Genomic DNA, 14,815 nt, shown 5'->3' with positions numbered 1-14,815 from the left:
AACTCCAAAAGTTATAGTTGTCAATAGATATTTAGTTCTTGTCATTTTGCTTATTTTGTCAATTTACGGGTCGTCCTTAAAATAACCGCTAACTTGTATATAGTCGCTACTTTATAGCGACTATACAACCATATTAGGTAGATTGTCGCTACTCAGTAGCGTATTTACTTCAAATATAATTATTAATTTATCACAACCCACCAAACACCCTTTCAATCCCTCCAATAACTATACTATATAGTCCCAACACTTCGCAATAAACAAGCTCAATTTTTGGATTTATTTTAATCCCGAAACTTCGGGATAGTTTTTTGGAGAGTTGTGCAACATCCTCGGCGTGCCCAATTTATTAGCCAAACTCAAAACATGGAACTCACCCTACAATAGAAAAGGTTTGTTTTTGATAAAAACGACCTATATAAAACTGTTTTTAGCCACAATTCTTTTTAAAACCAGTCAAAGTAAATCAAAAATCAGCATGGCTTAAAACCCGTTTATAGCAGCTTTAAAAAGTAAAAACAGTAGAGGAAAGGGAGTTTTTTCACAGCCTGACGTTCCGGCGCTTGGCGAGGTTGCGAACTTCGGAACAAATTATTTTCTGTTAAAGAAAAAAATTCTTGCGAAAGAAAAATGTGAATTTTGCACATTTTTCGCCATTTCTTCAAACCGCTGTTACCAGCAGTATTTATTTGAATTTCTCTTTTACTTTAAATAAATAAGAAAGCTGATTTCCCTCACTTTTTAATTCAGACTCCATTAATGAAATCTTGTTTTCTTTGAACTTAAATAATATATCTGAAAGTTTTCTCAATCTAAATTTAGCTACATTTTCTATTAATTCTGCACCTGTCTGAATACTTGTTTGGAAGACACTGTTACTCGTTTTGAGTTTATGAATCTTAATAGCTTGTTCATATTTATATTTTAAATATCTATATTCTTCTTCGATCTCATTTATGCTTTTGTTGGATTTCGAAATACTTGTAATCCAATTTCTTAATCCCCAAATAGAATTATAAGTTTCAGGGTCATTTTTAAAATCAAATATTTGTTCCCAAGCTAAATTTTCTACTTTGACAATTGGAAAATCTTCTAAAATGAGATTATATGTTTCTGTTTTTACATTTGTAATATTGTCAATTTCGTAAATAGATGAACTAGATGGTATTACTGTAAATTTAGATTGATCATATGAAGTTGATAGAATTCTTGTTTTCAAATCATGACATAAATTACACAAGTCAAAAAAGCCGGCCATAGTTAATGTCTTTTCGTCGCTCATTTTGGATTGAATTATTGGTGTTATTTTTTTATGAATAGCACCATATTCATTTTCGTTCGCCAATTGCTTATAATCAAAGATTACCTTGCCTTCCTCGGCTAAATATTCTAGATTTTGATTTCGAAACTCTAAATCATCTGTTTTAGTTTTTTTATAATAAGCATCCCAACTTCCAAAATTTTCCTTAATGTTTTCATTCATAGCAATTAAACCTTGATAGATAATGAAGTCATTTAAAGATATAAGACCTTTTTTTTCTAAGATTGAGCGTTGCCCATCAAAAAGCTGTTGTTCAATCACTTCTTTCCACTCAGATAATCCTACAATGAAAATTTTATCAAAAAATAATAGTTCTCGCTTTATATCATCTAAGCCATTAAGTGAATTTATATTTCTTAGTCCAATTAGTTCATTCATGTCTAGTGTGGTTAAAATATTGCTGGTAACTTGTATATACCCGCTACAAAGTAGCGCATATACACCCAAAACAGGGTGGATAGGCGCTATTGAATAGCGTATTTGTTTCAAAAATAGAAATAAAAGTTGTATTACAAATCATCAAAAGGACTTTTGATTTGTGGAATACTTTTCGTACTAACAGGAGTATATATTTCAGTTGTTTTACTACTATGACCTAGCAACTCTAAAATATACCTTAAATCTGTACCCCTCTCAAGTAAACACCTCTAACCACCATCCGCTCACTACCCTCAGAGGCGCACTACGTCAGTTTCTGGCGGAGCCGTCTACTCGATTAGCAACAGTATCAAAAATACAGCAGTGTTGATACTATCATAATAATTAAAAATACTGAAATTGTCCCAGTTGTAAATCCCATAACTTTTAGCAGTTGTTTTACTTCTATATGTTGCCTTTCTGTTGACATAGAGAGTTGAAAAATGGTCGATAATGCAAGTATTATAAACAGTATGATATCGAACACAATTGAAAACCATTCATTGCCGAAAAGTGATACCCACGATTGGATGAAGCTTTTATATCCAATTTTCGTGTCTTTTTTTTGAATTGGAATTGGACCTAAAATCTCGCCGTCTAGAATTTTTCCTTTAGACGATATTTTGATATTAGGTGTATTAAGTATGTAAGCATCGATAGTGATTTCGTCTTTAGGATTTAATAGACTTGGATTATAAATTATTTCGCTTGAATTAGGCTTGTTTTTGAATACAAGAGATGAGTTCTGTTGATTAGCATTTTCTTTTTCATTAGCTTGTAAAATAATGCTCTTTGCTCCATTTAAATATTGAATGTTGATATTAATTGGTCCATCTATGAAATCATTTTTAGTAAGACATAATGTACCCGAATTTTTTATCTTAAATGTTATTTTTGAAATATTTTCAACATCCGAACTGTCATATGTTATTTTTAAATCGCTAACAATATCTTTAGATTCTGATATAATTGGATCTATATCGCTATAAACTATCGAAATTTGTTTAGTATCCTTGTCAAAAACATTTATTAGATAAGTAATAAGAAAAGGTGCTATAATGCCAAAAAGAGTAACAGTAAATTCGGTTTTTTTATACCAAGGCTTATTTGTAGTGTTTGTCATATAATTAGGGTTTTAAGATATTGTTGCTAACGTCAGACTGTAAAAAACCTCCACAATCTCTTTTTCAAATATACTAAAATAGTTGTAAGAAAACCAGCCTGTAATTTTGTTTTTATATTTATATAAAATTAAAACCACATAAAGGGAGTGGTGCAGTACCCTCACAGGCGCACTCCGTCAGTTTCTGGCGGAGCCGTCTACTCGATTATATGCAGGCTTAAATTTTTATCCTTTTTTCGGATATGACAACACCTTCATTTGTAGGTCTAATTAAAATATTATGATTTAGAAGAATTTCTTCTGCGGTTTTGTCACTCATCGCATAAAACGTCTCACTAAAATCTAATGCCAATTTAGGAAATGATAATATTGCACTGACTCTTTTCTTTTCATCAAAAACTTCTTTCATTCTCAAATAATTTACCGTGCTAATAATCTGATTTATCATTTTGTTAGGATAACCATATTTCGGATTGAAGGCAGTTGAAATATCATTAGAATATTTTGTTTCGGCTAACAACATCCAATCACTATCATTACAAGTAGTTGGAAAAAGAACACATTCACAGTGTTCAACTTGACCTTCTTCACTCGCAACTGTTAATGCATTGTCATCAAACGCAAAATATTGTATCTCGATAGGTCTGGAATTGTTGAGATAGACATGTTCAATTTGTGGTAATATCTCTACTACCTCTACATTTCCACCATTATGTTTTTTATAATCTACAATAAAAATATCAGTAGAACTAACAACACCATTTCGTTGTTTAGGAATCGTTTGCTTAAACTTCTGGATCATAATAGCTCAACATTTCAAAATATTCATCCATTATTTCTTTGGTAATTTCGTTGAAATAATGTTTCGTGACTGTTTTAGTATTCTTGTCTATTACTGAATTTAGTTCGCCATGATTTACTTGCCAAATCGAAACTAAATCAGGATTTAGCCAAGACTTTGAATTTATTATTTCGCTTTGACTTGAATTCTCCTTTGTAAATTCATCTTTAACATTGAAACCCATTAAGCAATTATTAATAGAATACAATATATATGGGCTATGAGTCGTAAGGATTAGGTTATGATCCCGATCATCATTCATTTTGTCGAACAAATAGTTTATCAAATGACGTTGTGTAGTAGGGAAAAGGTTTTGCTCAGGTTCTTCTATTATAAAATTTGTGCTGAAGTAGGATTCAAGACCTTGAGCCTTTTGATAAGAATTCAATAATTTACGGATATCGCTTTCATCAAGTTTGAAATCAGTAAAATCTTTAAAATTTTTTGAAGTATACTTTGATAAATCAATTAGTTTAAAAAGATTATCTGAAAGAAACTTGTTCAATGAATCTTTTTCATCAACAGAATTTGAAATGTTTTTATTAAAGATATAATCTGTTAAATATTCAATATTTACTATTAAAGGAATTACGGATTGTAAGCCACTTGAACCTTCTCGTAATAAAATTTCTTTTTTATTTTCAAGTATCAATATTTCGTTATCACTTTCGGGATGGTTATAAAACTTAATGCCAAGATTTAATATATCTAGGGAGTTGCTACGCTCAAAAACTCTTTTCGATGTGAACCAGTCATAAACAAAACTCATGATATTATCATTAGTTTCTTTATATTTGGATAAGTTAGGAATTACAGATACAAAATTTCTTTCTGATGGAATGTATATGTTTTTTGATTTTTTGTAAATGGTAGAAGTTCTTTTTTTTCTAATACTTTTTTTCAGCTTTTTACCCTTATATGAAATTTTAACGAAGTCAGTTTCATATGAAAATAATGAATTTTCGCTAAAATAATTTTCGCTAAGTCTATGAAACTCCAACAATTGCTCAAAAACATCATATTCAAATTCCCCATCGAGTAAAAATCGTTTTTCTGCCCACTGACAAAAGCTAATAATTTTTGCAATAGTACTTTTACCACTACTTTGCGGTCCCATTAAGATGTTAATTTTATTTAATTCAACATCCACGGATTTTACTGGTCCAATATTAAAAATCTGTATTCGCTTCATTTAGTTTTTCAATTTGCACAAAGATAGTTATAAATTTGTTTAAATTTTAATCTACCTATTTTAGGACGATGCAGAACGGAAGCTTGCACACAACTTGTATATACCCGCTACAAAGTAGCGCATATACACCCTAAACTAGGTAGATAGGCGCTATTGGATAGCGTATTTACTTCAAATATAATTATTAATTTATCACAACCCACCAAACACCCTCTCAAATCCTTCAATAACTATACTTTATAATCCCAAGACTACGGGATAAAAACAACGCCCTCCAACGCACAACTCCCAACCAAAACCCTTCGCATCGACAATTTCACCACGTGCAACGACGACTCAACACCTTTACAACGACAATTTCATCACGTGCATCGACAATTTTACACCCTTGCAACGACAATTTCAACACGTGTAATTACAATTTCAACACGTGTAATGACAATTTCACACCCTTGCAACGACAATTTCATCACGTGTAATGACAATTTCACACCCTTGCAACGACAATTTCAACACGTGCAACGACAATTTCACACCCTTGCAACGACAATTTCACACCCTTGCAACGACAATTTCATCACGTGCAACGACAATTTAACTAAAGTTTTTTCTTATTAATTGATTAGGACAAAACAACTAAACCATTTTTTTTCACAATAAACAACCAAAAAATAGCATTTTTTAGCACAAATTATGTTAAAAAACAAGAAAATAACAGCAATAAAACAGAAATAAATACAAATAATCACTTAAATACGTAAAATACTGTTAAAATTATTCTTAAAATTTTAACAGTTGTTAAATAAAAATTCTTAAAAAAATGATAAAAAAATAAAAACAACACCACCGTTTGGAAATTAAAATTTTCCTTTTCTAAATTTGTCTCGTTGATTTACCCCAAATCTACAAATTATTATTAACTAAATACTTAACGTTATGAACGCAAATCAAGAAAACAGATTTAGCATGTTTTTAGTCTTAATTGACTATTTAACAAATTTAGGCACAGGAGTGCTTAGTTCACTTCCCGAATTCCTACAAACCTTCCAACTCTTTTCCGCAAACGTGGAAAAACTACGGCTAAAAAACGAACAACAACGCAAAATGCTTGGTGGCTACAGAATCGAAAAAACCATTGGTAAAGTAGAAGCCGTGAACACCGGCCTTAACCTGGCTCAAATCATTAGAGCGTATGCAGTAGCAATCAACGATGTAATACTTCAAAACGAAATGAAGTTCACTAGGTCAATCCTGCTTAGAAAAAGAGATAACGACACAGCCGCAGACCTCGCAGCAATTATCAAGAAAGCTACACTACTTCAGGCTGACATCCTTCCTTATGGTGCCACGCCAGCGGTTATAGAAAAAGCAACCAATGATTTAAACAATTTTAGCAGCAATATCCCTTTGCCTCGCGCTAGCATCAATGCGCGAAAAGTAGTTACGCAAGACATTAAAATCTTGTTTCAAGAAAACGCAAACTACCTTAAATTTATGGACGACCTCGTGTTAACAAAACGTATTTCTGACAACGAGTTCTATCGTGCCTATACCGCTAACCGAAAAGTGGTTAACAACCACGGTAAAAAATTGGCCTTGCGTGGTATAATTACGGATGCAAACAGTAAACCTATTGCCGGTGTTACCGTGGCAGTCCGCGATATAAAAGTAGAAACAAAGTCAACAGATAAAGGATACTACGAATTTAAAAACCTGCCCAAAGGTACACAAATCATTACCTTCTCGCGAGCTGGTTTCATAACCCAAAGTATCCCTGTAGCCATCATTGCTACCCAAAGAGCGGAACAAAACGTAACCCTGCAAGCGGCAGATGAACAAGCCACAACCACCTAAACGTCTCGGGAAAGCAACATCACAAACACTTCTACAAATCCAGTAGAAGTGTTTTTTTTTAAATAGAAGTAGAGCAACGCTAATAAATGCAAAAACCAAGCAGCAAACGGCGCACGCCAGTAGGAGTAAAGCGCAACAAACCAGGAGGATTAGTCATCACCAGTATCAGTAAGTTTAAAAGGATAATCACCAAACAGTGCGGCCAATTTCTTAGCCTGATAAGGCTTTTTACTATACTTGTTCGATAGTGCTATAATCATCACCTTTTCTTTGCGCAACGTGATAAACGACGAAGTATTCCCGTGCCACCAGCCATTATGAAAATAAAAAGGAGCGCCTTTTTCAAATTCAATCATTCTAATGCCCAGTCCATAATTCTTCAGCCCTTTGCTTTCATAACTATAACCCTTGTAGGTTTTAGAAATAAGTTCCGAGTTCAAAAAAAAGTCAGCATACCGCGCCGTGTCAAAAGCCAGCAAATCGCGTGGTGTCGAGTAAATATTTTTATCTCCATAAATGCCATCCAGATAATCCGTACCAATTTCTACGTTATTCCCTTTATACGAAGGAACAATCGTGCCCCGATCTTTTTCAAAATCACATACAAAAGTGTTATGCATCCCCAGCGGCAAAAAAATCATTTCCCTTAGCGCTTCAGGATAGGGGAGCTTGGTAATCTTTTCAATAAGTAAAGCCAAAATAGCATAGTTGGTATTACAGTAACTAAATCGGGTATCGGTTTTAGTTTCCAGCGGAATTTTTTTCTCCACCATCACAGTGACAATGTCTTCATTCGTCAGCATTTTTTTGGTGTCCCAATTGCCGTTTTCATACGTGAAATAAGCATAACTTTTCATCCCGCTTCTATGGTTAAGCAACGTCTGAACAGTAACCTCCGGATACGGAAAATTGGCAATAATAGTAGTAACTTTCTGCTCCAGTTGTAGTTTTTTAGCATCAATAAGCATCAAGATAGCAGTAGCAGTAAGCACTTTACTCACTGACGCTATGTGCAAAGGAGTATCTTTCGTTATTTTTTCTCCCGTGCTTTTGTTGGCAAATCCCATGTAGTTTTCATAAATGATTTGTCCATTTTTCGCTACTAGAAAACTAATGTGGTCATTCCGTTCCGAAAATGTTTTTTCAAAAAACTGAGAAACACCATATCGTTTGTCGTTGATATAAGCCGCAGTCAGTAAAGGCAATGCCTCCTTCAGCGGTTGCATCACGGGTATACCTTTATCATTAATCTTGATAATACCATCCTCATTCTTTTCTTGTTTAGAGCAAGATAGCGTGATAAGGAATACAAAAAGCAGTAAAATTTTATAGTAGTAAGTAGAAAAAGTCATTTTTATAATGGATAAACCACAAATATAAATATTCATGCTACATCACGATGCCTAAGTAGAGAAAGCTATTAACATGTTTTTCACAATCCAATTCAATACGCCAGGCAGGTCAATAATTCAAAAAACGATTTACTACAGCTGCAATTTATTTCTTTACAAAAGTTTTGAAAACGTTTTCGTTACTACTACTTTTGGCAACACTAAATCTTGTCCAATGAAATTCGGAATTATTAAAGAAAGAAAAAATCCGCCCGATAGAAGAGTCGTTTTCACACCTGATGAAGTAGTACGATTAAAAACAGAACATCCCGAAGTAGAAATCAAAGTCGAAAGTTCGGATATCCGAGTATTTAGCGATGACCAATACCGTGACAAAGGCATCACCGTGGCAGAGGATATTACAGATTGTGACGTATTTTTTGGCGTAAAAGAAATTCCCGTAAACGATTTAATTCCCAATAAAAAATACTTCTTTTTTTCACATACAATAAAAAAGCAAATACACAATCAAAAATTGCTGCAAGCTATTCTACACAAAAACATTACATTATACGACCACGAAACCATTGTCGATAAAAACAACAAACGCCTGATTGGTTTTGGTCGCTACGCAGGAATAGTAGGCGCATACAACGGCTTTAGAGCTTTCGGAATAAAATACGAATTATTTACACTACCCAAAGCCGAAACCCTACGAAGCAAAGAAGATTTAGTAGCAAAGCTAAAACGTCAAACCTTACCCAACATAAAAATTGTGCTAACAGGAAACGGCAAAGTAGGCATGGGTGCCAAAGAAATGCTCGACGGAATGAAAGTAAAACAAGTAACGGTCGATGAATTTTTAAACAAAATTTATACACAACCGGTTTATGTGCAAGTAGATGTGTTGGATTATAACAAACGAATGGATGAAAAGCCATCATCAAAATCAGATTTTTATACCAATCCAAAAGAATACACCTCAAACTTTGAGCGTTTTACAAAAGTAGCCGATATTTTCATGGCAGGACATTTTCATGCCAATGGTTCACCCGATATTCTAACCCAAGAAATGCTAAAAGCTTTCGATTGCAAAATAAAAATAGTAGCAGATATCTCTTGCGATGTCAACGGACCAATAGCTTGCACCATAAAAGCTTCCACCATCGGGGAACCATTTTATGGCTATTTACCTAGTGAAAACAAAGAAGTGCCCTATACACATCCGGGTGCAATAATGGTCATGGCAGTCGATAATTTACCATGCGAGTTGCCCAAAGACTCCAGCGAAGGTTTTGGCGAAATGTTTATGGAGCATGTAATTCCCGCTTTTTTCAACAACGACAAAGACGGAATCCTAGAACGCGCAAAAATCACCGAAAACGGAAAGTTAACACCCCGATTTGCCTATCTACAGGATTACGCAACAGAAAATACTAGTCCAGCAATTTAGATAAATAATGTGATACTCTTAAATAGTTGATGATATGCAATACAAATCGGGTGCGCTAATTTTGCTCTTCTTTTCAACCTTTTTTTCCTTTGCTCAAGAAATGCAGGGCAAATTCTCCAAAGAAGTAACAACCATAGTAACGCTTAATTATATACTACAATTACCCGATAATCAAAAAGAAAAATTTCCATTGCTGCTTTTTCTTCACGGTTCAGGCGAAAGAGGAACCAATTTAGAATTGGTAAAAAGTCATAGTCCCTTTACCTATAAAAATCTAATACAAGCGCCAGTAGCAATACTAGCACCACAATGTCCAGAAAATGTTTGGTGGGATACCACCGCCATTTATGAACTCATAAAAGAAACCATAGCAAAATATAATATTGATACATCCCGAATTTACTTAACAGGATTAAGCATGGGCGGATGGGGAACATGGAAATTAGCCTGCGAACATCCCGAACTTTTTGCAGCCATTGCACCCGTTTGCGGACCAGTAGATGTGACCACACTGGTTGACGCACCAAAGTTAACCATGCCAATTCGTATTTATCACGGTGCGCTAGATGATGTTGTTTTGGTAACAGAGTCAATAGAAATGCACCAAGAATTAAAAAAAGAAAATAAACAATCGGAATTAATTATTTTTCCAAATGACAATCATAACAGTTGGGATTCTACCTATTCTAATCCCGAATTTTACAAGTGGTTACTATCACAGCGAAAAAAGTAAACTAAAATGAAATTGTTAAAAGCCCAAACCATTGTATTTATTTTCTTCATGGGAATAAATAGTTACGCACAAAATAAAGCAGCCAAAGTGTTAGCTCCGAGAGATATTTTTGTTTCAGAATTAATGGCAAAAATGACAATCGAAGAAAAGATAGGACAGTTGAACCTGCCCACTTCTGGCGATATTACCACGGGTCAAGCCAATAGTTCCAATGTGGCTAAAAATATCGAACAAGGAAAAGTAGGCGGTTTATTCAATATCAAATCGTTACAAAAAATTAAAGAAGTGCAAAAAATTGCCGTAGAAAAATGCCGACTTAAAATTCCATTACTTTTCGGGATGGATGTTATTCACGGTTATGAAACTACGTTCCCAATTCCGCTGGGGTTATCTTGTACTTGGGATATGAATTTGATAAAAAGAAGCGCTCAAATTGCAGCACAAGAAGCCACTGCTGATGGTATCAATTGGACCTTTTCGCCAATGGTTGATATTTCTCGTGATCCACGTTGGGGAAGGGTTTCAGAAGGTTCAGGAGAAGATGCTTATTTGGGAAGTCAAATAGCCAAAGCTATGGTAACCGGTTATCAAGGCGATGATTTAGCTAAAAATAACACACTACTTTCTTGCGTTAAACATTTCGCATTGTATGGCGCACCCGAAGGCGGACGGGAATACAATACCGTGGACATGAGCCGAATTAGAATGTACAACGAATATTTTCCACCTTATAAAGCGGCTATTGATGCTGGAGTAGGTTCGTTGATGGCATCATTTAACGAAGTGGACGGCATTCCTGCCACAGCTAATAAGTGGCTCATGACGGATGTGTTGAGAAAACAATGGGGTTTTAAAGGTTTTGTGGTTACCGATTATACCGCCATCATGGAAATGGAATACCACGGTATTGGCGACTTGCAAACGGTTTCGGCTTTAGCACTGAAAGCAGGAATAGAAATGGATATGGTAAGCGATGGTTTTCTCAATACGCTAAAAAAATCGCTCGACGAAGGAAAAGTTACTAGGCAAGAAATTGATAATGCGGTGCGCTTAATCCTTAATGCCAAATACGATTTAGGTTTGTTTCACGATCCCTACCGATATTGTGATGAAAAAAGAGCCAAAACCGAAATTTTTACTACATCCAATAGAAATGAAGCTCGAAAAATTGCCGCACAATCTTTGGTTTTATTAAAAAATGAGAACCAGTTGTTGCCTTTAAAAAAATCGGGAACGATAGCAGTAATTGGACCATTGGCCGATGCCAAAGAGAATATGGCTGGAACTTGGAGTGTAGCTACCAAACAAGAAAACTCCATTTCGTTAGTAGCAGGAATTAAATCTGTTGTGGGAACTTCCGCAAAAGTGCTATATGCTAAAGGAAGTAATTTAGACTATGATGAACAGTTAGAAGAACGCGCAACGATGTTTGGAAAAACACTGAATCGTGACAAACGTTCAAAAGAAGAATTAATGGCAGAAGCACTCAAAATTGCCAATCAATCGGATGTGATTATTGCAGCTCTCGGCGAATCGGCGGAGTTCAGTGGTGAATGCAGCAGCCGAACAGCTATTACCATTCCACAGGCTCAAAAAGATTTATTAGTAGCGTTACAAAAAACAGGAAAACCCGTTGTGTTAACACTTTTCAACGGTCGTCCACTCGATTTAACGGATGAAAACGCAACCGTTCCAGCTATTTTAGAGGTATGGTTTGCAGGTAGCGAAGCAGGTTATGCTATAGCCGACGTGTTATTTGGAAACGAAAATCCATCGGGTAAATTAACGATGACGTTTCCTCGAACGATTGGTCAAATTCCTATTTATTACAATGCCAAAAACACGGGAAGACCTTTAGGTAATACAGAAGGAAAATTTGAAAAGTTCAAAACAAACTATATCGACGAACGAAACGAACCGTTATTTCCGTTCGGGTTTGGATTGAGCTATACTACTTTTACCTATGGAAATCTTTCCATTTCATCCAATACAATGACCGCATCGGAAACCATTAAAGTTTCGGTTCCTGTAACCAATTCGGGTAATTATGATGGAAAAGAAGTTGTTCAGTTATACATCCGTGATGTTGTAGGTTCAGTGACACGACCAATAAAAGAATTGAAAGGTTTCCAAAAGATAGATTTTAAAAAAGGAGAAACTAAAACCGTCACCTTTGACATTTCAGTAGAAGATTTAAAGTTTTATAACTCTGATTTGCAATTTGTGGCAGAGCCAGGAAAATTCGAAGTATTTATCGGTACTAACTCCGATACTACGAGCAAAATAGCATTTGAGTTGATGAATTAGTTTTTTTGTTCCTCTATGAAAACCCTTTGGTCGTCTGCCAAAGGGTTTTTTTAAAAATAAAAGTTATTTCTATCTTTAGCAAAATTATAATTACATGAAAAAAATACTTTCTCCCATGTTGCTTCTGTTTGTTTTCTTTGTTTCGGCACAAAGTATTCAATCGCCTTCCAAGCAAATCTTGCTCGATTTTAAATTAGCAGAAAACGGTAGACCAACGTATTCGGTTACCTATAAAAATAAACCAGTCGTACTTCAAAGTTCATTAGGAATTTATTTAAAAGACGGTTCCAATCTTGCTAGTAATTTTTCCAGTGAAGGCATAAAAAATAGAACATTTAACGAAAGTTGGAAACCCGTTTTGGGCGAACAAGCAACCATCGTGAACCATTATAATGAAATGACGGTTGCTTTGACACAAGCTGGAACGAATAGAAAAATGAATATTATTTTCAAAGTCTATGATGAAGGTGTGGCTTTTCGTTATGAATTTCCAAAACAAAAGGACTTGAATTATTTTATCATTAAAGAGGAAAAATCAGAATTTAACTTAGCAGGAAATCACAAAGCCTTTTGGATACCGGGCGATTTTGATAGTCAAGAATACGAATACAACGAAACCCTTTTATCTGATGTCGACACCGAAAAAATAAACCTCAATAACGGTATTGGCGTCAAATCCATCACAGGAAAATATGCCGTTCAATCGCCATTAATGATGAAATCTGCTGATGGTTTATACATCAATATCTTTGAAGCCGCAACGGTAAACTATCCAATTATGCATTTGGAGCTAAACCCAAAAACCTTTGGACTAACTTCTCTATTAGTTCCAAACGCTATTGGCGATAAAGCCTATTTGCAAGCACCATGCGTTTCACCTTGGAGAACAATTATGGTTAGCGATGATGCGCGTGATATTGTTAGTTCAAAAATGATTTTGAATTTAAACGAACCTTCTAAAATTGAAGATACTTCATGGATAAAACCGATGAAATATGTGGGAGTTTGGTGGGAAATGCACATCGGTAAATCGACTTGGGATTATGCAGGAAGTCAAAATGCACAAAACGTACTAACGCAAGATTTAATTCCTTCGGGGAAACATGGCGCAACCACTGCCAATACAAAACGGTATATTGATTTTGCTGCAAAACATGGTTTCGACGGTGTTTTAGTAGAAGGTTGGAACGTAGGTTGGGAAGATTGGTTTGGCAATTGGAAAGAAGATGTTTTCGATTTTGTAACACCTTATCCCGATTTTGATTTAAAAGAAGTTAACGATTACGCCAAATCAAAAGGAGTGAAAATGATCATGCACCACGAAACTTCAGGTTCGGTGGCCAATTATGAAAGACATTTAGACCGAGCGTTAGATTTGATGAAAAAATACGGTTATCCTGCCGCAAAATCAGGTTATGTTGGTAAAATTATTCCCCGTGGCGAATTCCATGACGGACAATCGATGGTCAATCATTTCAACCACGTAGCGCGTCGTTTTGCCGATTATAAATTGATGGTCAACTCACACGAAAGTTCTCGTCCAACAGGTTACCACAGAACCTATCCCAATTATATAGCAGCCGAAGCAGCACGCGGAAACGAATTCAATGCGTGGAGCAACGGAAATCCGCCAATGCACGAAACTATTTTACCATTTACACGTCTTCTTGGTGGACCAATGGATTACACGCCAGGAATTTTTGAAATCAAAATGAGCGCTTACGACAAAACCAAAAAAGAACAAGTTCACACGACTTTAGCCAAACAATTAGCACTATACGTAACCATGTATTCACCGTTGCAAATGGCAGCCGATTTACCAGAAAACTACGAAAAATATCCCGATGCCTTTCAGTTCATTAAAGATGTTGCTGCCGATTGGCAAGACAGCAAATACCTCGAAGCCGAACCAGGCGATTATTTAACCGTTGCCCGTAAAGACAAAAAATCAGAGAACTGGTTTCTGGGTGCTATCACCGACGAAAATGCCAGAACTTCTGAAATAAAACTCGATTTTCTTTCGCCAAATAAAAAATACAAAGCCACCATTTATCAAGACGGAAAAACAGCACATTGGGAGAAAAACCCAATCAACTATGAGATAAAAACGATGACCGTTACCTATAAAGATTTTATCCAATTAAACCTTGCTGCTGGTGGAGGAACCGCAATTAGTTTCGAACCAATTAATTAATCAATTTCAAAAATCAATATCAATATCAACAACAAATTCAATTATACTT

10 protein-coding genes are annotated in these 14,815 nt (G+C 35.2%); 5 read left to right on the top strand and 5 right to left on the bottom strand.

The genetic code is table 11. The features are described 5' to 3' along the window. Positions 1-685: 685 nt before the first annotated feature. From WFZ85_RS14475 to WFZ85_RS14455, 4 genes are all read right to left on the bottom strand, one after another. Positions 686-1,699: a hypothetical protein gene (locus tag WFZ85_RS14475; protein ID WP_342696998.1), complete on the bottom strand. Its 1,014-nt coding sequence runs from the start codon at positions 1,697-1,699 to the stop codon at positions 686-688. A gap of 349 nt (positions 1,700-2,048) precedes the next feature. Then, complete coding sequence (locus WFZ85_RS14465) at positions 2,049-2,861, bottom strand: hypothetical protein (protein WP_342696997.1); 813 nt, start codon at positions 2,859-2,861, stop codon at positions 2,049-2,051. A gap of 217 nt (positions 2,862-3,078) precedes the next feature. Beyond that, entirely contained in the window at positions 3,079-3,663 is a 585-nt protein-coding gene (locus WFZ85_RS14460) for a hypothetical protein (protein ID WP_342696996.1), read from the bottom strand. After that, the gene (locus WFZ85_RS14455; RefSeq protein ID WP_342696995.1) at positions 3,647-4,894 is read right to left on the bottom strand and encodes an AAA family ATPase; all 1,248 of its coding nucleotides are present in this window, start codon (positions 4,892-4,894) and stop codon (positions 3,647-3,649) included. Before WFZ85_RS14455 ends, WFZ85_RS14460 begins: the two co-directional genes overlap by 17 nt. Before the next feature lie 936 nt (positions 4,895-5,830). On the opposite strand from WFZ85_RS14455, the gene WFZ85_RS14450 reads away from it, so the two are divergent. Beyond that, positions 5,831-6,748, top strand: a complete 918-nt coding sequence (locus WFZ85_RS14450; protein ID WP_342696994.1) for a carboxypeptidase-like regulatory domain-containing protein — start codon at positions 5,831-5,833, stop codon at positions 6,746-6,748. Positions 6,749-6,897: 149 nt separating this feature from the next. Here WFZ85_RS14450 and WFZ85_RS14445 read toward each other — a convergent pair whose 3' ends face one another. After that, a complete protein-coding gene (locus WFZ85_RS14445; protein ID WP_342696993.1) occupies positions 6,898-8,136 on the bottom strand; it encodes a serine hydrolase domain-containing protein in 1,239 nt (412 codons plus the stop codon). A 178-nt stretch (positions 8,137-8,314) separates the two neighbouring features. Between WFZ85_RS14445 and WFZ85_RS14440 the strand changes: the two genes are divergently transcribed. The 4 genes from WFZ85_RS14440 to WFZ85_RS14425 all read left to right on the top strand — a co-directional run bounded on the left by WFZ85_RS14440 (position 8,315) and on the right by WFZ85_RS14425 (position 14,766). Further along, entirely contained in the window at positions 8,315-9,532 is a 1,218-nt protein-coding gene (locus WFZ85_RS14440) for an NAD(P)-dependent oxidoreductase (RefSeq protein ID WP_342696992.1), read from the top strand. 34 nt (positions 9,533-9,566) lie between these two features. Next, on the top strand, positions 9,567-10,265 hold the full coding sequence (locus tag WFZ85_RS14435; RefSeq protein WP_342696991.1) for a carboxylesterase family protein: 699 nt from the start codon (positions 9,567-9,569) through the stop codon (positions 10,263-10,265). A gap of 48 nt (positions 10,266-10,313) precedes the next feature. Further along, a complete protein-coding gene (gene bglX / locus WFZ85_RS14430) occupies positions 10,314-12,572 on the top strand; it encodes a beta-glucosidase BglX (RefSeq protein ID WP_342696999.1) in 2,259 nt (752 codons plus the stop codon). Between the two features lie 94 nt (positions 12,573-12,666). Further along, on the top strand, positions 12,667-14,766 hold the full coding sequence (locus WFZ85_RS14425; RefSeq protein WP_342696990.1) for a glycoside hydrolase family 97 protein: 2,100 nt from the start codon (positions 12,667-12,669) through the stop codon (positions 14,764-14,766). Positions 14,767-14,815 lie beyond the last annotated feature (49 nt).

This window comes from Flavobacterium aureirubrum (assembly GCF_038739835.1).
GTDB classification, from domain to species: Bacteria; Bacteroidota; Bacteroidia; order Flavobacteriales; family Flavobacteriaceae; genus Flavobacterium; species Flavobacterium aureirubrum.
This window is presented reverse-complemented; position numbering and strand designations above follow the sequence as displayed.